This window comes from Streptomyces sp. NPDC002669, from assembly GCF_042889165.1.
In the GTDB taxonomy this organism is placed as follows: Bacteria; Actinomycetota; Actinomycetes; order Streptomycetales; family Streptomycetaceae; genus Streptomyces.
Window position 1 is genome coordinate 117236 of the sequence record NZ_JBIAQQ010000007.1, and the last position, 19170, is coordinate 136405.

The window sequence follows — 19170 nt, forward strand, 5'->3', positions numbered from 1 at the left end:
GGGCCCGATGGTCCGGCACGCCATCTCCGAGCCGGTGAACGGGCTCGCCGGGGCGGACGCCGCCGGGCGACCCCCCTCGGGGGCCGCCCCGCGATCCGAAGGGCTCAGACGGACGGAAGGGGCGGCTCGGTCCGCTCGGCCGCGTCGAGGACGGAGCCGAGCAGGCCCGGGAAGCGGGCGTCGAGTTCCTCGCGGCGCAGGGTGTTGACGCGGGAGTTGCCCGGGGCGGCCTCCTGGCGGATGATCCCGGCCTCGCGCAACACCTTGAAGTGCGCGGACAGGGTCGACTTGCTCAGGTTGATGCCGAAGGTCCCGCACGGCTTGCCGTCGGCCCTGCTCAGGGTCCGCACGATCTGCATCCGGGCCGGTTCGGCCAGCGCGTGGAGCACGGCGTAGATGTTGATGTCCTCGGCGCGGGGGTGGCTGAGCGGCTTCACGGCACTGTTCTCCCTGATCAAAGCCTAGTGTTCGCTAGTTGGCGAACACTAGTTGACCGACCCTCGGTCACGTGTATACGTTAACCCAGGTGTTCGCCAACCGGCGAATACTTGGACTGCTGAGCCTGTGCTGAGCGCACCACCGGGAGATCCGCATGGCCGAAATGAAGACCGCCGCCGCAGCCGCCGGGGGCCTGGCCACCGCCCTCGCCTTCGGCGGCATGTTCACCATCGCCAAGTCCGCCTTCGGCCGCGTCGACCCCTTTCACCTCACCCTGGCCCGCTTCGCCCTCGGCTCCGCGATCTTCGTCATCGCCCTGCTGGTCGTCGAGGGCCGCAGGGCGCTGCGCACCGACGGCAAGTTCCTCAAGCTCTGGGGCCTCGGCTCGCTCGGCTTCGCCGCCTTCAACCTGCTCACCTATGCCGGGCTCCAGTCCACCCCGGCCCCCACCGCCTCGCTGATCATGGCCGCGATGCCCGCCATCACCGTCATCGTCATGTGGGCCCGCACCGGGCAGCGGCCGGCCGGCGTGACCCTCGGCCTGCTCCTGCCGGCCCTGACCGGTGTCGCCATGGTCCTGGGCAACGGCAACCCGCTCGTCGTCCTCACCGGCGGCATCGGTTTCGGCGGCCTCTGCATCCTGGCCGGGGTCATCGGCTGGGTCATCTACACCACCGGCGCAGCCGGCTTCCCGGCCTTCTCCGTCCTGCGCTACACCACCGTCACCAGTGTCCTGGGCACCGCCACGATCGCGATCGTCACCCTCGCCCTCGGCGCCCTCGGCGCCATCCCCACCCCCGGCGCCGCCGACTACGCGGCCAGCTGGTGGCAGATCCTCTACATGGCCGTCCCCGCCACTGTCATCGCGATCCTCGCCTTCAACCACGCCACCCGCACCCTCGGCCCCGCCAACGGCGTCCTGTTCATCAACCTCGTCCCCATCACCTCCTTCGCCATCGAGGCCGTCCGAGGCCACCGGCCCACCACCGCCGAACTCGCCGGCGTCGCCCTCACCCTTGCCGCCGTCATCGCCGGCAACCTCTACGGCCGCCGCATCACCAAGCGCGTCGCCCCCGCCGCCCCGGCCCCGGCCGGCGAAACCGGGAAGCCCCTGACCACCGTCGCCTGACCACCGGAAACCTTCAGCACATGGCCGGAGGCCGGTCGGCGGAGCGTGACGGGCGGTGGGGCGACGCCCGCGTCAGCCGGCCGACCGACCCGGCTCCGGCTCCTCGCCCGGGAACCGTCCCGCGCTCTCCGGTGCGTCGGATGCGGACGCGGCATCGGGTGCGGTGTCCAGGGCCCGGGTGAGCCAGCCGATCCAGAAGTTCTCCAGGTCGATGCCGCCGCGCAGCACCAGGTGGCGCAGCCGGTCCTCCTCGGAGCTCCGTCCGGGCGGGAAGTCCCGCTCCTCGATCTCCAGGTACTCCGCCAGCTGCCGGCGGTGCAGTTCGAGGTGGCGGCGGAGTTCCGCGTCCAGACCGGGCGCCCCCACGACCGCCGCCGCCCGCATCCGCAGCAGGAGCGGATCGCGGATCTGCCGGGGGTCCTCGGGACGGGCCACCCACGCGGAGAGCTCCTCGCGGCCCGCGGGCAGCACCTCGTACTCCTTCTTCCGGCCGCGGGCGGGCTGCTGCGACGGCAGTGCCCGGATGCGGCCGCTCCGCTCCAGCTTCCCCAGCTCCCGGTAGATCTGCTGGTGCGTGGCGGACCAGAAGTAGCCGATCGACCGGTCGAACCTGCGGGTCAGCTCCAGTCCCGACGACGGCTTTTCGAGCAGGGCGGTGAGGATCGCGTGCGGGAGTGACATGGGGTGCATCCTAGGGACGGCCGGGCGGGGCCGGGGCCGATGCTCCCGGCCCCGCCAAAACCGCCCGCCCCGCCAAAACCACCCGGTCCCGTCCCCGTCAGAGGGAGGCCGCCAGCTCCGTGCCCTGGCGGATCGCCCGCTTGGCGTCGAGCTCGGCCGCCAGGTCGGCGCCGCCGATCAGATGCGCCGGCCGGCCCGCGGCGAGCAGTTCCTCGTACAGCTCGCGGTTCGGCTCCTGGCCCGCGCAGATCACGACCGTGTCGACCGGCAGGAGGTGCTGCTCGCCGTCGACCGTGAGGTGCAGCCCGTCGTCGTCGATCCGGTCGTACGTGGCGCCCGCGACCGTCGTGACCCCGCGGTGCCGCAGCTCGGTGCGGTGGATCCAGCCGGTCGTCTTCCCCAGCCCCGCGCCGACCTTGCCGGTCCCGCGCTGGAGCAGATGGACGCTGCGGGGCGCCTTCGCCCGCTCCGGGGCGCGGAGCCCGCCCCGCTCGCGGTAGTCGGTGTCGACGCCCCACTGCCGGAAGAACGCCTCGGGGTCGAGGCTCGCCGATTCGCCCGGGTCGGTCAGGAACTCGGCGACGTCGAAGCCGATGCCGCCCGCCCCGATGATCGCGACCCGCTCGCCGACCGGTGCCCCGTCGCGCAGGACGTCGAGGTAACCGACCACACTGGGGTGGTCCAGGCCCGGTATCGCGGGGGAGCGGGGCGTGACGCCGGTGGCGAGGACGATCTCGTCGAAGCCGTCGAGCGCGTCGGCCGTGACCCGCGTACCGAGCCTCAGCTCGACCCGCTCCTCCCGCAGCCGGGTGCGGAAGTGGCGCAGCGTCTCGTCGAACTCCTCCTTGCCGGGGACCTTGCGCGCCACGTTCAGTTGGCCGCCGATCTCCCCGGCCGCGTCGAAGAGCGTCACCCGGTGCCCGCGTTCGGCCGCCGAGACGGCACACGCGAGACCGGCGGGCCCGGCGCCCACGACCGCCACCCGCTTCACGGTGCGGGTGGGCGACAGGACCAGCTCGGTCTCGTGGCAGGCGCGCGGGTTGACCAGGCAGGAGGTGACCTTGCCGCTGAAGATGTGGTCCAGGCAGGCCTGGTTGCAGCCGATGCAGGTGTTGATCGCGTCGGCGCGGCCCTCGGCGGCCTTGGCGACGAAGTCGGGATCGGCGAGGAACGGCCGGGCCATCGAGACCATGTCCGCCCGGCCCGAGGCGAGTACCTCCTCGGCGACCTCGGGCGTGTTGATGCGGTTGCTCGTCACCAGGGGGACGGAGACGGCGTCGCGCACCTTCTCCGTGACCCAGGTGTAGGCGCCGCGCGGCACCGAGGTGGCGATGGTGGGGATGCGGGCCTCGTGCCAGCCGATCCCGGTGTTGATGATCGTCGCACCGGCCGCCTCGATCTCGCGGGCCAGGTGCACGACCTCCTCCAGCGAGGAACCGCCGGGCACCAGGTCCAGCATCGACAGCCGGTAGATCAGGATGAAGTCGGCGCCGACCCGTTCGCGGACCCGGCGCACGATCTCGACGGGGAACCGGATGCGGTTCTCGTACGAGCCGCCCCAGCGGTCGGTGCGGTGGTTGGTGGCGGCGGCGATGAACTCGTTGATCAGGTAGCCCTCGGAGCCCATGATCTCGACGCCGTCGTATCCGGCGCGCTGCGCGAGCCCCGCCGCCCGGACGAAGTCCTCGATGGTCTCCTCGACCTCGTCGTCGTCCAGGGCGTGCGGGGTGAAGGCGCTGATCGGCGCCTGGACCGCGCTCGGCGCGACCAGGTCCGGGTGGTGCGCGTACCTGCCGAAGTGCAGGATCTGCATGGCGATCCGGCCGCCCGCTTCGTGGACGGCCCGGGTGACGAGGGCGTGCTGCTCGGCCTCCGCCTCGGTGGTCATCTTCGCCCCGCCGGGCAGCGAGCAGGCGCGGGCGTTCGGGGCGATGCCGCCGGTGACCATCAGGCCGACGCCGCCCCGGGCACGTTCCGCGTAGAAGGCGGCCATCCGCTCGAAGCCGTGCTCGACCTCCTCCAGACCGATGTGCATCGACCCCATCAGCACCCGGTTGGGGAGGGTGGTGAACCCGAGGTCGAGCGGGCTCAGCAGATTCGGGTACGGGCTCATGCGGTGACTCCTCGCGCAGTGTCGTTCCGCCAGTTGTAGACCAGCGAAATGCCGATGTGCAACAAGTTGCATAATGAGATGCGTCGCAGTGCCGCGGACCGGACCGTCCCCCGGACGGCGTAACAGCGGGGCACGTCGGCGCCCTGCGCGCAGGAAAGTGGAACAGCGGCACCGGCTCGGTACGGGGCCGATGGCGCACCACCACCCGCCCCGGATTCCTGTGGAGACCCCCATGGCCTGCCTCAACAGGCGTGACCTCGGCCTGCTCGTCCTGCGCGTCGGCACCGGCGCGGTACTGGCCGCGCACGGCACCCAGAAACTGGCCGGCTGGTTCGGCGGCGGAGGGATCGAAGGAACCACCGCCGCGATGGAGGCGATGGGCTTCCACCCGCCGAAGCACAGCGCGGTCGCCGCCGGGCTCGGCGAGGCGGGCGGCGGGGTGCTGCTGGCCCTCGGCCTCGCCACCCCGGCGGCCGGAGCGGCCGCGGCCGGGGCGATGGCGGGCGCCGTGGCCGTCCACGCGCCCGCCGGGTTCTTCGCGCAGGGCGGGGGCTACGAGTACCCGGCGTTCCTCGGCTTCACCGCCGCGGCGATCGGCCTGACCGGGCCGGGCCGGTACTCCGTCGACCACGCGACCCGGCATGTCTTCGACCGGCCGTGGACGGTCGCGCTGGCCTTCGCGGGCAGCGCGGTCGCGGCGGCGGCCGTGGTCGGAAAGCGAGCCAGGGGCCGCGTCGAGGTCGACCCCGACACCACCTGACGACCTCACGGCCCGACGGTCCGGCAGCCCGACAGGACCGGTGCGGCCCGGACGGTGATCTCCTGCGTTCCGGCGATCCGCTGCGTTCTGGCGATCCCCTGCGTCTTGACGTACGGAATTTTGGCAGCGGCCCGCCGGGACCGCCGGGCGGCGGGACGGGGCCCGGGGATGCTCAGGGACCGGGCGGCACCGAAGGGAGGGAGCCGCCCGGCCCCGGACGCGCGCCGTGCGTCCAGGACCGACGACGCGGCCGGGGACGGGACGAACTCGTCCCCGGCGCTACGGCTTCCGGCGACCGCCCCGCGCCGCCGCCACCAGCTCCGGCACCGTGCCGAACTTGACCCGCGGGCGCCCGCCCTCGCGGCCCCGCGCGAGTTCGGCCCGTTCGATGGCGGCCAGCCCCTTGGCGTCGACGACATGGCGGCTGCGGCTCCGGGCCAGGCGCGCGAACGCCTTGGGGGCGGGCGCCGGAGCGGGCAGGGCGCCCGCGACGGCATCGGCCAGGAGCGTGCCGACCGTCTCCGCGGCGCAGGCGCGATTGGCGCCGATCCCGCCCGAGGGACCGCGCTTGATCCAGCCGACGACGTACGTCCCGGGCCGCCCCGTCACACGCCCGCCCTCGTGCGGCACCGTGCCGGTCGTCTCGTCGAAGGGCAGCCCCGCCACCGGGACGCCGCGGTAGCCGACCGCCCGCAGCAACACCCCGGCCGGGACGTCCAGTTCGCCCGTTTCCCCCGTCACACGCACACCCCGCACGGCGTCGTCCCCCAGTACCCGGACGGGCGCGGAGCGGAACCGGAACACGATGCGCCGCCCCGGCGCCGGGGCCCGCGACCAGTCCACCGTCCCGCGCGAGACGTCCCGCAGCAACGCGGCCTTCCCGTCCGCCGCCGCGCCGTCGACGGCCGCGCCGATACGCGGGTCGTGGTCGTCCACGACCAGCTCCACGCCCGGCAGGTGCTTCAGCGCGAGCAACTCGGAGGAGCTGTACGCCGCGTGCTCGGGGCCGCGCCGCCCCAGCAGCACCACCTCGCGCACCTTCGAGGCGCGCAGGGCGGCGAGGGCGTGATCGGCGATGTCCGTGCCGGCCAGCGCCGACGGGTCCGTGACGAGGATGCGGGCCACGTCGAGCGCGACATTGCCGTTGCCGGCCACGACCACCCGTTCCGAGGACAGGTCGACGGCGTCCGGCGCGACCTCGGGATGGGAGTTGTACCAGGCCACGAACGAGGTCGCCGAGATGCTGCCGGGCAACTCCTCGCCCGGGATGCCGATACGGCGGTCGGTGGAGGCGCCGACGGCGTAGATCACCGCGTCGTGGTGGGCCGCGAGCTCCTCCGCGGTGACGTCCTTGCCGACCTCGACCCCCAGATGCATCCGCACCCGGGGATGGGCGTGGAAGCGCGCGAAGGTGTCGCCCACCTTCTTGGTCGCGGGGTGGTCGGGCGCCACGCCGTACCGGACGAGCCCGCCGGCCACCGGCAGCCGGTCGACCAGGGTCACCTCGGCGTTGGTGTGCAGCAGCAGGTCCTCCGCGGCGTACATGCCCGCGGGCCCCGTGCCGACGACCGCGACCCGGATCGGGGCGAAGTCGGCCGGCAGGCTGCGCTCGAACGAAGGCGCGTCCCAGTGGTGGAAGTTGGGTCCGGTGTCACCCGACGCGGGTTCCCGGCCGGCGAAGTACGCCGCGTTGATCGCGGCGTACTCCTCCTGCCCCTCGGGCAGACCGTCCACCGGGAAGATCGCGTCGACCGGGCAGGCGTCGGCGCAGGCGCCGCAGTCGATGCAGGCCCTGGGGTCGACGTACAGCATCTCCGTGCTCCCGAACGCCCTTTCCTGCGGCGTCGGATGGATGCAGTTGACGGGGCACACGGCGACGCAGGTGGCGTCGCTGCAACAGGTCTGGGTGATGGCGTAGGTCATCTCGTCAGCTCGGGTCGCTCGGCTCGTCTCGGATGGGGGCGGCTCAGATCAGGTGGGCGCGCTTGTACAGGGCCAGCGCGGGCCGGGTGAGGAGGCGGGCCGAGGCCAGGAACTCCATCAGGCCCGAACAGCTGGACCGCATGAGGGACTTGTGGTGCTCGTTGGCCCCGGCCTCGGCGAGCGCGCGCCGGGTGTCGAGCCCGGCGTTCGCGTAGACCTCCCGGTTCACCATGCTGGTGACGATGAAGTAGGACGCGACCGCGATCACGAACGCGTTGAGCTGCCGGCGCACGGGGCCCGCGCTCCGCAGGCGCCTGCGGGTCTCGTCGCGCGCGAACTTCATGTGCCGGGACTCCTCCACGACGTGGATGTTGTTGATGGTGCGTACGAACGGCGCGACCCGCTCGTCCCGCATCCAGTCGCGCTGCATGACGTCGAGCACTTCCTCGGCGACCAGGATCGCGGCGTACGCGGCCTCGCCGAACGCCAGGGTCTTGAACGCCCGGCCCAGTTCGACCACCGCGCGGCGCGGCCGGTACGCGGGGGCGCCCAGCTTCGCGGCGCCGCGGGCGAACATGATGGAGTGCCGGCACTCGTCGGCTATCTCGGTGAGGGCCCACTGGAACCGAGGGTCCGTCGCGTCCGTCGTGTAGATGTCGCGCAGCACCATCTGCTGCAGGATCATCTCGAACCAGATGCCGGTACTGGCCACCGAGGCGGCCTCCTGCCGCGTCAGCTCCTTGCGCTGAGCGTCGGTCAGCTCGTTCCAGTACGCCGTGCCGTAGAGCGTGCTCCACTCGGGGCTGGCGCCGTGGAAGTCCTTGTCCAGCGGGGTGTCCCAGTCCACCTCGGTGGCCGGGTCGTACGAAAGCTTCGCCGACGATTCGAGCAGACGTCGCGCGACGTCGTGCTCGTCGAGCCGGTCCCGGTCCTCCGGCCGAACGGTGCTGCTTGCCATGATGCGGCTCCTTGAATCGACAGATCGCCCCGGCGCCGGCCCACCGTCCCGCCCCGTGTCCGCCCGGCGGGGGTCCGTGGTCTCCCGGTGCCTCCCTCGCGGCTTGTTAGACATCGCGTCTAGCAAGCTGTTAGACGGAACGTATAGCAAGAGTGCCGTGTCGGCCTACCCCTCGTGAGGAATCCGCTCCATCTCTCCCCCTTCCGCCCCCGCGCCACCCACGGTTCGCGGGCCGGGCGGCGGGGGGTTGTGCGTGCGGGTACGGCGGCGGCGATCTCCGGGCCGGGCGCCCTCGCTATCGTGTGACGGCGCCGGTGCCCGTCGTGCCGCATCACGATCCGGGGCCGGAAACCGTCCCGATACCGCTGGAGGTCCACGATGGCCGAAGTGACCGTTTTCCATCACGCCCAGGGCCTCACCCCCGGAGTGAAGTCCTTCGCCGACGAACTGCGCGCCCGGGGGCACCGCGTGCACACGCCCGACCTGTACGAGGGCCGCACCTTCGGCACCCTGGACGAGGGGATCGAGTACATGACCGGGACCGGCAGCGGCGAACTGCTCGAACGCGGCGTCCGCTCGGTGGACGGCTCGCCCGCCGAGCAGGTGTACATCGGTTTCTCCCTCGGTGTGCTCCCCGCGCAGAAACTGGCCCAGACCCGGCCGGGCGCCCTCGGCGCCGTACTCGTCCACTCGTGCGTGCCGGCCTCCTTCTTCGGGTCGTGGCCGTCGCGACTCCCGGTCCGCGTCCACGCCATGGAGGCGGACCGCCTGTTCACCGAGGACGGCGACGCGGACGCCGCCCGCGCCCTCGTCGCCGAGGTCCCCGACGGCGAACTGCACCTGTATCCCGGCGACCGGCACCTGTTCGCCGACAACTCCCTGCCGTCCTACGACGCCGACGCCACCGCACGGTTCCTCGACCGCACGCTGACGTTCCTCCATGCCCTGGACGCCGCCGGGACCCGCGGGGCCTGAACCCCGGGACCGCGCGGGGCGCAGGCTCCGGGTTCAGGGCAGGCGTTGCCCCGCCGCGGCGTCGAGGCGTACGAACGGGATCTGTCGTCCGGCCCGGCGGAAGGAGTCCTCGCTGCCGTCGACGTCGAGGCCCATGAAGGCGCAGAGGCGGCGGGCGACGCGGGGGTGGGCGGGGGCGTAGCGGGCCATGATCTCGCCGCCCTCCTCCGGGGTGAGGAAGTGGGCGGTGACCGCGTAGTAGCGGCGCCCGGACTGGATCGTCGTCCGAGGGGTGTGGCGGAGATTCTGGTACCAGGCGGACTTCGGGCCGAAGCCCGCGGCCAGGGTCCAGCTGCCGCGTTCGCGGGCGACGACCTCCAGGACCACCTTCCGGTCGAGGCCGCTGGTGCGTCCCTTGTGGTGGAGCAGCAGGAGGCGCTTGCCGAACAGCGGTCCCAGGCCCACCCGGTACAGGCCGATCGGGAGCCGGGCCAGCCGGCGCCGCCAGCCGGACGGAAGCGGGGGACGGCCCTCTGCCGTACGTCGCGGAGTCATCGTCGACACGTACCTTTCCCGGGCTCGGAGCGGCCGGGCCGACGGCCTCGATTGCGTAACGAGAACCCGCCGAAGACCCTTAGTCGATGCAACTATTGCATAGTCTAAAACGGTGGAGAGGTCCGGTCTGCCGGGCCGGGCGAGTGCGATACGAGTGGAGAGCGCCGTGTCCCGTACCGGGCGACCGCGCGGCCCCGTGGTGCTGTACTGCCTGCCGGCCGTGGTGATGGCGGTCGTGGCCGTCGTGGACGTCATGGCGGGGCCCGGGGCGGGATTCCTTCCCCTGGTGTCGCTCGGCCCCGCCTTCGCCGGGCTGATCGGGACGTGGCGGCGCACGGTACTGACGGGCGCCGTGGCACTCCTGCTCTGCGTGGGCCTCGGCATGTACGACGGGCTCTTCCAGACCCGGCGCGGCTCCACGGCGATGGGTTCCGTGGTGGGTGTCACCGCGGCGGGCGTCGCCGGGGCCGTGATGCGCGGCCGGCGGGAGGCGGAACTGGCCAGTGTCCGCTCCATCGCGGAAGTGGCCCAGCGGGTGCTGCTGCGGCCGGTGCCGCGCAGCACGGGCTCGTTGCGGATCGCGGTCTCCTACACCTCGGCGATGGCCGAGGCACGGATCGGCGGCGACCTGTACGAGGTGGTTGCGTCCCCGTACGGAACCCGGGTGATCATCGGTGATGTGCAGGGCAAGGGGCTGGGCGCGGTGGAGACCGCCGCCGTGGTCCTCGGCGCGTTCCGCGAGGCCGCGCACGACGCGCGGGACCTGACGGCCCTCGGCGCCCGCCTGGAGCGGAGCGTGGCCAGGGAGGCGAACGGCGAGAGGTTCGTGACCGCCGTCCTCGCGGAGGTGCGGGGCCGCGACGAGGAGGCCGTCCTCCTCAACTACGGACACCCGGCCCCGATGCTCGTCCGGCGCGACGGCACGGTCGACTTCCCGCTGCCGCCCGCCCACGCTCTCCCGCTGGGGCTGGGACTGCACGGCGGGAAACCGCCCCGGCCCTACCGGGTGGGCTTCGCGCCGGGGGAGCAACTGCTGCTCTACACGGACGGGGTGACCGAGGCGCGCGACGACGCGGGCACCTTCTACCCGCTCGGCGAACGCTCCGCGCTCCTCGGCGACCCCGACGCGCAGGCCGCCCTCGAAGCGCTGCGCGCGGACGTGGTCCGGCACGTGGCCGGGCCGTTGCACGACGACGCGGCGATGCTGCTCCTGCGCCGCCGCGGGGCCCGGGACGCGGGGCGGCGGACGGCGGCGGCGGAGGGCGCCGACGGGCGGGTGAACACTCCTGCGCCGAAGCGCGGTAGAAAGGGTGCATGACCGAGGAGAAGGACCGGGCCGGGAGCGCCGACGGTGTCGACGCGGTGACCCGTGCCGTCCTCACGGCGTCACGGGTACTCGTCGCGGTCGCCGCGAACTCGCTCGCCGAGGTCGAGGACCGGGTGACCCTGGCGCAGTTCCGGATGCTGGTGGTGCTCTCGACGCGCGGCGAGGCCAAACTCGTGACGCTCGCGGAGCTGCTGCGGGTGGCCCCCTCGACCGCGATGCGCATGGTTGACCGGTTGATCTCCTCCGGTCTCGTCGACCGGCGGACCAACCCAGGCAACCGTCGTGAAACCCTTCTCCGCCTCACCGAGGAGGGGCGGCGCACGGTCGAGGACGTCACCGCGAGCCGACGCCGGGAGATCGACGCGATCGTCGCCCGGCTCGCCCCGGGGCAGCAGACGGCCCTCGTCGAGGCGCTGACCGCCTTCAACGAGGCGGGTGGCGAACCACCCGCACCGGAGGGCCGGGCCGACGACCTGTACCCGCTCGGCTGGACGGACGTGACGGCGGAGCACCGCACCGGGCAGGGCCCGGACCGCTGACCCGGGCACGTCCGTCCGGCCGGATGGCCGCGGGCTCGCGCGACGGCTACGGGCCCACCGAGCCGGCGGGACCGGGCTGCAGGGCAGGGGGGCCAGGGCGGCGGCAGCCGGCCCATGGACCTGCCCCCGCCGGGTCCGGAACGGGAGGAACGACGCCGACGGCCCCGGCCGGACACCAGCCCGGCGCTCGTACGAGGGGCCCGCCCGGCGCCCGGTCGGCACCGGCGGGCCGCCCCACGGTTACCGCTGCCGGGCGAGCCAGTCGGCGAACCGGTTCTCGGCGATGTGCGCGTCCGGGCCGGGCAGCAGCGTGGACTCCTGCAACCGGGCACCGAAATAAGGAGCGCGGGCGTCGGTGACGACCTCGCGGGGATCGTTCCGGGCGGCGAAGTCCTCGCGGAGGAGCTCGTCCAGCCGGAACGCCTCGGGACCGGCCACCTCCACCACCCCCTGGACGGGGGCGCCGACGGCCGTGCGGCCCACGGCGGCGGCCACGTCGTCGGAGTGGACGGGCCGGATCATGACGGGCGCCAGACGGACGGTGTCACCGTCGGTCGCCGCGTCCGCGATCCCCCGCACGAACTCGAAGAACTGTGTGGCGCGGACGATGGAGTACGGCATTCCGGAGTTCCTGATCAGTTCTTCCTGGGCCTGCTTGGCGCGGAAGTAGCCGCTCTCCCGGAGCCGGTCCGTGCCGACCACGGAGAGCGCCACATGGTGGGTCGTACCGGCCTCCGCCTCCGCCCGGAGGAGATGGGCGGTCGAGGTCCGGAAGAACTCCATGACGGCGTCGTCCTCGAACGAGGGGGAGTTGGAGACGTCGACCACGACCGAGGCCCCCTCCAGGGCCTCGGCCAGCCCCTTGCCCGTCAGCGTGTCGACGCCGCTGCGGGGGGAGGCGGGCACGGCCCGGTGGCCCTGCTCGTCGAGCCGGGCCACCAGCTTCGAACCGATGAGTCCGGTGCCGCCGATCACTACGACCTTCATGAAGGGAATCCTCTCGGGGTGGTTTCTGCACTCACCGGGGATGACCGGAAGGCGACGGCGTCCGTGACAGGAGCCCGGAGAATCCCGGACACCTTCCACCGGTCGGCCGACAGGAGGGCGGGCCGGCCGACCGGTGCGGGGCGGGCGATCAGCCGTTCAGGGACTCCACGTAGGGCGACAGCTTGGCCGGGTTCATCACCCACATGATCCGGTCGATGCCCTCCGCGGACACGTCGACGCACAGCAGGGCCATGGCGTTCCCGCCGGACGAGACCAGCACGGCCGCCCGCCCGTTGGCCTCCACCCACCGGACGTCCGCCTGCGGCCAGAAGCGCGGTGCGAAGGCCGCGAGGTACTTGGAGACGTGCGGGCGGCCGACGACCGGGATCTTCGAGGCCCCGCGTATCCCGCCGCCGTCGGAGTAGCTGACGACGTCCGAGGCGAGCACGTCCTCCAGCACCGCCAGGTCACCCGTCCGCGCCGCGGAGAGGAACACCTCCAACAGGCGCCGGTGGGCGGTCGGGCTGACACGTTGTCTGCGCTCGGCGGTCAGGTGCTTGCGCGCACGGCTCACCAGCTGACGGGCGTTCACCTCGCTCGTCTCCAGGATCTCGGCGACCCGCCCGTACGGGTAGTCGAAGGCCTCCCGCAGGACGTAGGCGGCGCGCTCCACGGGGTTGAGCTTCTCCAGGACGAGGAGGACCGCCAGTTCCAGCGCCTCGGCCCGCTCCGCCCCCAGCTGCGGGTCCGAGGCGGTGTCGACCGGTTCGGGAAGCCACGGGCCGACGTACGATTCCCGCCGCACCCGCGCGGACCGGGCCAGGTTGATCGCCAGACGCGTGGTGATCGTGGTCAGGTAGGCAGTGGGTTCGAGGAGGTTCGTACGGTCCGCCCGCTGCCACCGCAGCCACGCGTCCTGCACGATGTCCTCGGCCTCGGCGGCGCTGCCGAGCATGCGGTACGCGATGCCGAAGAGCCGGGGGCGCGCCGCGAGGAAGTCCTGCGTGGCCCGGTCGAGGGAGTCGGCGTCGACACCAGCGTGCATGGTTTGGTTCCCTTCCGGCCTCGTCGCCCGCCATGTTACAAGCGGCCGGAGCGACCGCGTCCGAGGCGGGCCGGGAGTGCCGAACCGGCTTTTCGTACCGGGGAGTTCGCCGCGGCCCACGTCGCGTCCCTCCCGCCGGGCGAGGAAAACGGCTGCGGCGCACCACTCGGCGAAGTAATGTTTGCTTCGATGAAATGACCATTACTTGATCGGTGGTTTCGGTCGCCGGTCCGGGAGGGCTCGATGGTTGCGAACACGGTCAGGACCTGGGCGGCGGGCTGGGCCGTCTCCCGGCGGACGCCTCCGCCGGTCGAGAAGCCCTGGGGGGTCCACATCGAAGTGGCCGACAGCCCCGTCGAGGTGGGACGCCATGTCCTGCCCGAGGCCGAGGAGTTGTTGGTCCGCAGCGCCGCCGCCTCGGTGACCGCGCCGCGGACGTGGATGAAGATGCCCGCGGAACCGGAGCGGATCGAACCCTGGCTGCCCCGGGACTGGGTGGTGGCCTGGGAGGACACCGGGCATCTGATGGTGATGGACCTGATGGCCACGGACCCGGTCGCGCCCGAGGGGTACACCGTGACTTTGGAGACCGCCGGGGCCGTGACCTGCGCCAGGGTGCTGGACGCGACGGGGGCGACGGCGGCCCGGGGACAGATGGCGTTCCTCGGCGAGGAGGTGGTCGTGGACCGGGTGGTGACCGACGAGGCCCATCGGCGGCGCGGGCTGGGCGGCCTCGTGATGCGTACGCTCGCCGACCGGGCCCTGGAGACGGGTGCGGTCCTCGGCATTCTCGGCGCGACCGACGCCGGACGCGCGCTGTACGAGACGCTGGGCTGGAAGAAGCACGCGACGCTGGCGGAGTGCGTCTACCGGCCCTGAGACCGGCAGACCCCGGCCCGCGGTGCCGCCCCGGCCGGGCGGCGCCCCGCGTGCCACCGGGGAAGCCGGGGAATGCCCGGGGTTCCGCCACATCCTCGAACGGGCGGTAATACGATCTGGCTCAGATGGTCCGAGGAGGCATTCATGGAACCGATCACGCTCGCTGTCCTCAGTTCCGTCGTCCTCACGGAAGGCGTCAGGTTCCTCTACGAACAGGCCGGGGAACTGCTCCAGCGACGCAGGGACCGCGACGGGGCGGACGACACCGAAGGCGCGGGCGGGAGCGATCCCGTGACACTGGACGTGACCGACCCCGGGCTCTTCCCCGCAACCGTGGAACCGGCCCGTGCGGACACCGAGGTCGTCCAGCGGTTCCGGGCCGACCTGACCGCGTTCTGGCAGGTACTGGCACCGTACGCGAACGGCATCACCGACATCGACCCCGCGGACCGGACCCTGCTGGAGACGGCCGACGCGGTACGGAACATCCTCGAAGCGGTCTACGGCAGGCGCCTCACCTTCGCGGGCGAGACCCGCACGGAGCGGGAGCTCGCGGTGTCGGGCCGGGTGCGGGCCGAGGAGATCGCCGGTGACGTGGCCGGGGTGCGCGCCCGCGGCGTCAACTCCGGCCGGGTGGAGGGCAGCGTCGTGGCCGGGACGGTGACGCGCGACGGCACCGTGTCCGGAGTCGAGATCCAGGGCGACATCGGCTGATGCCACCGGAACCGGGGGAGTGCGGGGATGGGTGAGTTCGTCGGACGCTCCTGGATCGTGGAGCGCGCACTCGACCACCTGGCCCGGCGCGAGGACGAACCGCTGCTGATCGTGGGTCAGCCGGGTTCCGGCAAGACCGCCCTGGCGCTCGAACTGCTGAACAGGATCGGACCGGGCGACGCCTCCACGGTCGTGGTCGGGCACCGGTGCCGCGCGGACGACGACGACACGCTCCTGGGGCACGGCCTCGTCGTGGCACTGATCGACGCCCTGGTCCGCCGGGACGGCCACTTCGCCGAGCTGGCGCGCGCGGAACCCGGGCCGACCCTCAGCGCCACCGTGACGGTCGGTTCCGCCGAACCCGGCGCGCACGTGCGCGGCATCAACATCGAATCCCTGCGACTGGGGGCGGAATCGGCGCGCTCGGCCTTCAACCGCCTCGTGCGCAAGCCACTGGAGCGCACGCCGGATCCACCGACCGTCGTCCTCGTCGTCGACGCGCTCGACGAGGCACGGTCGATCGGCTCCCACGAGAACGTCATCACACTGCTCGCCCACATGGCCTCGGGCCTGCGCCGTACCGGACTGGACTTCCGCATCCTGCTGACCAGCCGCGAGGTCGAGGACCCGGTGCTCCGGCGCATCGAGGCCCGGCGCGTGCACCTCACACACGACGCGCCCGCCGGGACCGACGACGTCCACGACTACTGCCTGGCCCGTCTGACCCGCAACGGGGAACACCACCCCGGGGCCCGGACACGGTCCGGACGTGCCCTCGCGTCGAGGATCGCGGCCAGGGCGGCGGGCAACTACCTCTACGCCCGCCACGTCATCTCGTCCCTGGACACCGACCGGCACGACGGGGACATCGACGCCGTCGAACTGCCCGGCGACCTGGGCGAGGTGTACGACGACTTCCTCGACCGGACCTTCGAATCCCTCGCCTGGCGCCCCGTCCGGCCGGTCCTGACCCTGCTGGCGGTCGCCCGCGCCCCCGGCATGACCGCCGGACTCCTCGCAGCCGTGACCGCACGGAACCTCTCGGACGTCGAGGACGTCCTCGCCGACATCGGCGAGTTCACCCACCGCGAGGGCGACGTGGTGCGGATCTACCACGAGTCCTTCCGCACCCACCTCCTGTCCGGCACCCGGCACCGCGTCCACCCGGTCGAGGCGCACCGGGCCGTGGGCACGGCGTTCCTCGCCGGGCAGACCGACGACCCCTATCTGGCCAGGCACTACAGCCACCACCTTCACCGGGCGGGCATGCACGAGGAGCTCTGCGCCCATGTGCTGGCCGTCGTGGGCGGCCCGGGTGCGAGCACCGCCGCCTTCTCCGGCGCGGACCTGGAACACCTCGGACACGCACTCGCCTCCGCCGTCCGGACCGACGACCTCACCGCCGTGGCCCCGCTGCTGCTGCGCCGGGCCGGGGCCACCCGCTTCCTGGCCGAGGACCCGTTGGCGGTGCTCGCCGACACGGGCCCGGAGGCGGCCCGCGAACTGGCGGGCGCCCACCCGTACGAACACGGTGCCCTGTGGCAGCTGATGATCGCCCACCGGCTCCGGAAGGACGGCCGGTTCGGCGAGTGCGCCGAGCACCTCCGGTGGTTCGACGCCACCCACCGCGACGAACTGCCCGAACGCTCACAGGGGTTGGCGGCCGTTCTCCTGGCGGGCCTGCAGCCCGAGGAGGGCGACGAACCGGCGACGGTCCATGGGGCCGATCTGCTCGATGAGTTCCACACGGGGATGCTGGTACGGCATCTGCTCGACCGGGGGGCCGTCGAGCGGGGGATGAACGTGGCGCGCCGGATCGAGTCCGTCGAGGCACGCGCCAAGCTCCACGGCTACGTGCTGTGGTCGGCGGCCGAACGGACGGGGCCCGTTCCGCCCCACCGCGTCGCCGAGCGGATCGCCGCCGAACTGGAGCGGCAGTCGTACGGCAGGAACGCCACGGTCGAGGCGGTGCACGCGATGGCCCTGTCCTGGGTGCCGCGGGAGCGGTCCGGGGAACGACCGGCCATGCTCGCCAGGCTGTCGCGTTTCCCGATCGAGTACTCCTCGGCGCTGGCATCGGTGCGCCCGCCCGTCGACGAGGCCGCCCGGCAGGAGGCCGAAGGGGCGGCGCGGGCGATGGGCCTGCTGCGCCCGCGCGACATGACGCCGTACGAATGGCTGTGGGTGGACCTGAACGCGGCCCGGCTGGCGAGACGTTCCGGTGCCGACGACCTGGCCGACGGCACCATGCGCCGGTTGCTGGAGCACCGGCCCGACCTGTTCGACAGGCAGGGCCTGCTCCAGCCGGTGAGCCCGCCGCACGACGACTTCGTCCACGGCCCGTGCCGGCAGGGGCTCGTCCTGGAGATCGCCCGGGAGTGCGTGCGCGCCGGACGCGTCACGGACGCGGAGGAACTGGCCCGTGAGATGCTCTCCTTCCACGACCACGACGGTGTGACCATCGCCGTCGATCTCGTCCGCCGGTTCCACGAGCACGGCGAGGGACTTCGCGCGGACGCGTTCCTGGACGACTGCGTGGCCCTGCTCCGCGAGCGGACGACGTCCCACCGGTACCTGGCGACGTGTCTGCTGCGGATCTCCCACGAACTGTCGGGGGTCCTGCCGGAACGACGGACCGCGGAACTGGACGCGGAGGCCGGACGGCTCGTGCGCGAGCTGCTGAGCGACCGACGCGCGGACCTCCGCTTCGACCCTTCCGGAATGGCGGTCCTGTACGCCCGGCTGGCGGCCGCCCATCAGGAACGCGAGGACAGTGGGAGCGGGGAGGACGGACGTGTCGCGCACTGTGTCGCGCGAGCCCTGTTCTGGGCGGACCCCCCGGACTCCGACGAGCCGTCCGCCGATGGACCCGACGCGGGGTACGAGTCCCTGGCCGTCCACTTCTCGGGAGTCCGGGACGGAGCCGCCACGAGGACGGCCGCGCGACGGGTGAACGGGCGGCGCGCCGAACGCGTGACAGCAGCGGCCGGTCGGCTGGTCGGGCGCGGCGACCCGCGCGGCGCCCTGGACCTCCTCGATTCGTTCGGCCTCAGGAACGACGGCGCCCGGATCCTCGTCCTGGCCGAGCAGGGCCGGCCCGAGGAGGCGCTCCGGCAGGCGATGTCCCCGGACGTACCCATCGGGGTGCACCTGGGACTGAGGAGAACGCTGCTGGAGCACGGCGACACCGAACGGGCGCGCACGCTGGCCGAACTGATGCTGGAGCGCCTGGCGGAGCTGAGGAAGCACGGCCCCGCGATCGGTTTCGAGGAGTGCCGCAGGGGGTTCCTCTTCGCCGAACTCCACGCGCGTCTGGGCAGGTACGACGAGGCCCTCGCCGGTTTCCGGCGGGCCCGTGCCCTCTTCTCCCACGAGGCCGATGACTGGCTGGCCATGAACCTTCGGATCGGCGGCGACCTCTACGCGCCGGGGGAGCGGGACGATTCCGCCTACGACGGGCAACGGGGCGGCCTGAACGAGACGGCCCTCGCCTTCGAGGGAAGATTCGCCGAGGCGGTGTTCGAGGGCGGGCACGTCGACCGGGCCCGGGAACTCGTCGAGGGCATCAGGACCTCGGAACACGGGCGTTTCGACTTCCTGTTGCCGGCCGGGGGCCCGCTCGCCCCGAGGGCCCGGGCCCGGACGGCGGCCGCCTGCGGATTCCTCGACCTGATGACCGACAGCCTGGACGAACTTTCCGCCGACGGCCCGGCCGTGGCGGGGGCCATCGCCTCGCGCGCGCCCGAGACGCCGTACGGGCGGGTGCGGGGCAACCTGCGCAAGGTCGTCACGGCCCTGGCCCCGTACTGCGCGGGCGACGTCGACGCGACCCTCGCCCTGTGCGCCACGCTCCTGGACGCCGCTCCGGAAGCCGCCGACGTCGTCCACCGCGAGGTGCGGGAGCGGCTGGACCTCCACGCCCCCACGGGCCGGTAGCCGCCACCACGGGTGATCCTCCCGCCGACGGCCCTCGTCGACCGGCCACCGCCGGCGCCGGAGGGCCGTGCGGCGTGCCGGTTCCTGACCGGACACCGACGGAGAGGGATCGGTACGCGACCGCCGGGAGGGGGCGGCTCCCGCTCGGCCCCAAGTGCGCCCCCTGGCCGATGACTTGCCGCGCCGGTGCAGAAACGTTCACGAGCCGCGCTCCCCGGCGGACACGGACCCG

The 19170-nt window shown here is 72.9% G+C and carries 16 protein-coding genes; 8 read left to right on the forward strand and 8 right to left on the reverse strand.

From position 1 onward, the window contains the following. Window positions 1-104 precede the first annotated feature (104 nt). Window positions 105-437, reverse strand: a complete 333-nt coding sequence (locus tag ACFYW1_RS13205; protein ID WP_388990977.1) for an ArsR/SmtB family transcription factor — start codon at window positions 435-437, stop codon at window positions 105-107. A 155-nt stretch (window positions 438-592) separates the two neighbouring features. Between ACFYW1_RS13205 and ACFYW1_RS13210 the strand changes: the two genes are divergently transcribed. After that, a complete protein-coding gene (locus tag ACFYW1_RS13210; protein ID WP_388990979.1) occupies window positions 593-1567 on the forward strand; it encodes a DMT family transporter in 975 nt (324 codons plus the stop codon). A 72-nt stretch (window positions 1568-1639) separates the two neighbouring features. On the opposite strand, the gene ACFYW1_RS13215 is transcribed toward ACFYW1_RS13210, so the two are convergent. Together ACFYW1_RS13215 and ACFYW1_RS13220 are read right to left on the reverse strand one after the other, a co-directional pair. Next, the gene (locus ACFYW1_RS13215; protein ID WP_388990981.1) at window positions 1640-2248 is read right to left on the reverse strand and encodes a PadR family transcriptional regulator; all 609 of its coding nucleotides are present in this window, start codon (window positions 2246-2248) and stop codon (window positions 1640-1642) included. Between the two features lie 97 nt (window positions 2249-2345). Beyond that, window positions 2346-4361 carry an FAD-dependent oxidoreductase gene (locus tag ACFYW1_RS13220; protein ID WP_388990983.1) on the reverse strand — a complete coding sequence of 672 codons (2016 nt, stop codon included), beginning with the start codon at window positions 4359-4361 and terminating at the stop codon, window positions 2346-2348. A gap of 232 nt (window positions 4362-4593) precedes the next feature. On the opposite strand from ACFYW1_RS13220, the gene ACFYW1_RS13225 reads away from it, so the two are divergent. Next, entirely contained in the window at window positions 4594-5121 is a 528-nt protein-coding gene (locus tag ACFYW1_RS13225) for a DoxX family protein (protein WP_388990985.1), read from the forward strand. A gap of 279 nt (window positions 5122-5400) precedes the next feature. Here the strand turns inward: ACFYW1_RS13225 and ACFYW1_RS13230 are convergent, their stop codons facing one another. Together ACFYW1_RS13230 and ACFYW1_RS13235 are read right to left on the reverse strand one after the other, a co-directional pair. Continuing rightward, complete coding sequence (locus ACFYW1_RS13230; RefSeq protein WP_388990987.1) at window positions 5401-7044, reverse strand: FAD-dependent oxidoreductase; 1644 nt, start codon at window positions 7042-7044, stop codon at window positions 5401-5403. 43 nt (window positions 7045-7087) lie between these two features. Beyond that, a complete protein-coding gene (locus ACFYW1_RS13235; protein ID WP_388990989.1) occupies window positions 7088-8002 on the reverse strand; it encodes a diiron oxygenase in 915 nt (304 codons plus the stop codon). Between the two features lie 378 nt (window positions 8003-8380). Here ACFYW1_RS13235 and ACFYW1_RS13240 point away from each other — a divergent pair, with 378 nt between their 5' ends. Continuing rightward, the gene (locus tag ACFYW1_RS13240; protein ID WP_388990991.1) at window positions 8381-8977 is read left to right on the forward strand and encodes a dienelactone hydrolase family protein; all 597 of its coding nucleotides are present in this window, start codon (window positions 8381-8383) and stop codon (window positions 8975-8977) included. A gap of 33 nt (window positions 8978-9010) precedes the next feature. On the opposite strand, the gene ACFYW1_RS13245 is transcribed toward ACFYW1_RS13240, so the two are convergent. Then, a complete protein-coding gene (locus tag ACFYW1_RS13245; RefSeq protein WP_388990993.1) occupies window positions 9011-9511 on the reverse strand; it encodes a nitroreductase family deazaflavin-dependent oxidoreductase in 501 nt (166 codons plus the stop codon). Between the two features lie 226 nt (window positions 9512-9737). Here ACFYW1_RS13245 and ACFYW1_RS13250 point away from each other — a divergent pair, with 226 nt between their 5' ends. Together ACFYW1_RS13250 and ACFYW1_RS13255 are read left to right on the forward strand one after the other, a co-directional pair. Further along, window positions 9738-10829 (forward strand): PP2C family protein-serine/threonine phosphatase, encoded by a 1092-nt coding sequence (locus ACFYW1_RS13250; protein WP_388991423.1) that lies wholly within the window; start codon window positions 9738-9740, stop codon window positions 10827-10829. Next, window positions 10826-11377 carry a MarR family winged helix-turn-helix transcriptional regulator gene (locus tag ACFYW1_RS13255; protein WP_388990995.1) on the forward strand — a complete coding sequence of 184 codons (552 nt, stop codon included), beginning with the start codon at window positions 10826-10828 and terminating at the stop codon, window positions 11375-11377. The genes ACFYW1_RS13250 and ACFYW1_RS13255 overlap by 4 nt, the downstream gene beginning before the upstream one ends. 240 nt (window positions 11378-11617) lie before the next feature. Here the strand turns inward: ACFYW1_RS13255 and ACFYW1_RS13260 are convergent, their stop codons facing one another. Continuing rightward, entirely contained in the window at window positions 11618-12364 is a 747-nt protein-coding gene (locus ACFYW1_RS13260) for an SDR family oxidoreductase (RefSeq protein WP_388990997.1), read from the reverse strand. 148 nt (window positions 12365-12512) lie between these two features. After that, window positions 12513-13409, reverse strand: a complete 897-nt coding sequence (locus ACFYW1_RS13265; RefSeq protein WP_388990999.1) for an RNA polymerase sigma-70 factor — start codon at window positions 13407-13409, stop codon at window positions 12513-12515. Window positions 13410-13652: 243 nt separating this feature from the next. Here ACFYW1_RS13265 and ACFYW1_RS13270 point away from each other — a divergent pair, with 243 nt between their 5' ends. The 3 genes from ACFYW1_RS13270 (at window position 13653) to ACFYW1_RS13280 (ending at window position 18938) form a co-directional block, all read left to right on the forward strand. Further along, the gene (locus ACFYW1_RS13270) at window positions 13653-14288 is read left to right on the forward strand and encodes a GNAT family N-acetyltransferase (RefSeq protein ID WP_388991001.1); all 636 of its coding nucleotides are present in this window, start codon (window positions 13653-13655) and stop codon (window positions 14286-14288) included. 144 nt (window positions 14289-14432) lie between these two features. Beyond that, the gene (locus tag ACFYW1_RS13275) at window positions 14433-15002 is read left to right on the forward strand and encodes a hypothetical protein (protein ID WP_388991003.1); all 570 of its coding nucleotides are present in this window, start codon (window positions 14433-14435) and stop codon (window positions 15000-15002) included. Between the two features lie 27 nt (window positions 15003-15029). Next, complete coding sequence (locus ACFYW1_RS13280) at window positions 15030-18938, forward strand: AAA family ATPase (protein ID WP_388991005.1); 3909 nt, start codon at window positions 15030-15032, stop codon at window positions 18936-18938. The last annotated feature ends 232 nt before the right edge of the window (window positions 18939-19170 follow it).

Coding starts and splice junctions, on each gene's coding strand:
- ACFYW1_RS13245 (WP_388990993.1), bottom strand. CDS start 9,511: ATGACTCCGCGACGTACGGCAGAGGGCCGTCCCCCGCTTCCGTCCGGC.
- ACFYW1_RS13250 (WP_388991423.1), top strand. CDS start 9,738: ATGGCGGTCGTGGCCGTCGTGGACGTCATGGCGGGGCCCGGGGCGGGA.
- ACFYW1_RS13230 (WP_388990987.1), bottom strand. CDS start 7,044: ATGACCTACGCCATCACCCAGACCTGTTGCAGCGACGCCACCTGCGTC.
- ACFYW1_RS13210 (WP_388990979.1), top strand. CDS start 593: ATGGCCGAAATGAAGACCGCCGCCGCAGCCGCCGGGGGCCTGGCCACC.
- ACFYW1_RS13270 (WP_388991001.1), top strand. CDS start 13,653: ATGGTTGCGAACACGGTCAGGACCTGGGCGGCGGGCTGGGCCGTCTCC.
- ACFYW1_RS13260 (WP_388990997.1), bottom strand. CDS start 12,364: ATGAAGGTCGTAGTGATCGGCGGCACCGGACTCATCGGTTCGAAGCTG.
- ACFYW1_RS13235 (WP_388990989.1), bottom strand. CDS start 8,002: ATGGCAAGCAGCACCGTTCGGCCGGAGGACCGGGACCGGCTCGACGAG.
- ACFYW1_RS13280 (WP_388991005.1), top strand. CDS start 15,030: ATGGGTGAGTTCGTCGGACGCTCCTGGATCGTGGAGCGCGCACTCGAC.
- ACFYW1_RS13220 (WP_388990983.1), bottom strand. CDS start 4,361: ATGAGCCCGTACCCGAATCTGCTGAGCCCGCTCGACCTCGGGTTCACC.
- ACFYW1_RS13215 (WP_388990981.1), bottom strand. CDS start 2,248: ATGTCACTCCCGCACGCGATCCTCACCGCCCTGCTCGAAAAGCCGTCG.
- ACFYW1_RS13225 (WP_388990985.1), top strand. CDS start 4,594: ATGGCCTGCCTCAACAGGCGTGACCTCGGCCTGCTCGTCCTGCGCGTC.
- ACFYW1_RS13275 (WP_388991003.1), top strand. CDS start 14,433: ATGGAACCGATCACGCTCGCTGTCCTCAGTTCCGTCGTCCTCACGGAA.
- ACFYW1_RS13240 (WP_388990991.1), top strand. CDS start 8,381: ATGGCCGAAGTGACCGTTTTCCATCACGCCCAGGGCCTCACCCCCGGA.
- ACFYW1_RS13255 (WP_388990995.1), top strand. CDS start 10,826: ATGACCGAGGAGAAGGACCGGGCCGGGAGCGCCGACGGTGTCGACGCG.
- ACFYW1_RS13265 (WP_388990999.1), bottom strand. CDS start 13,409: ATGCACGCTGGTGTCGACGCCGACTCCCTCGACCGGGCCACGCAGGAC.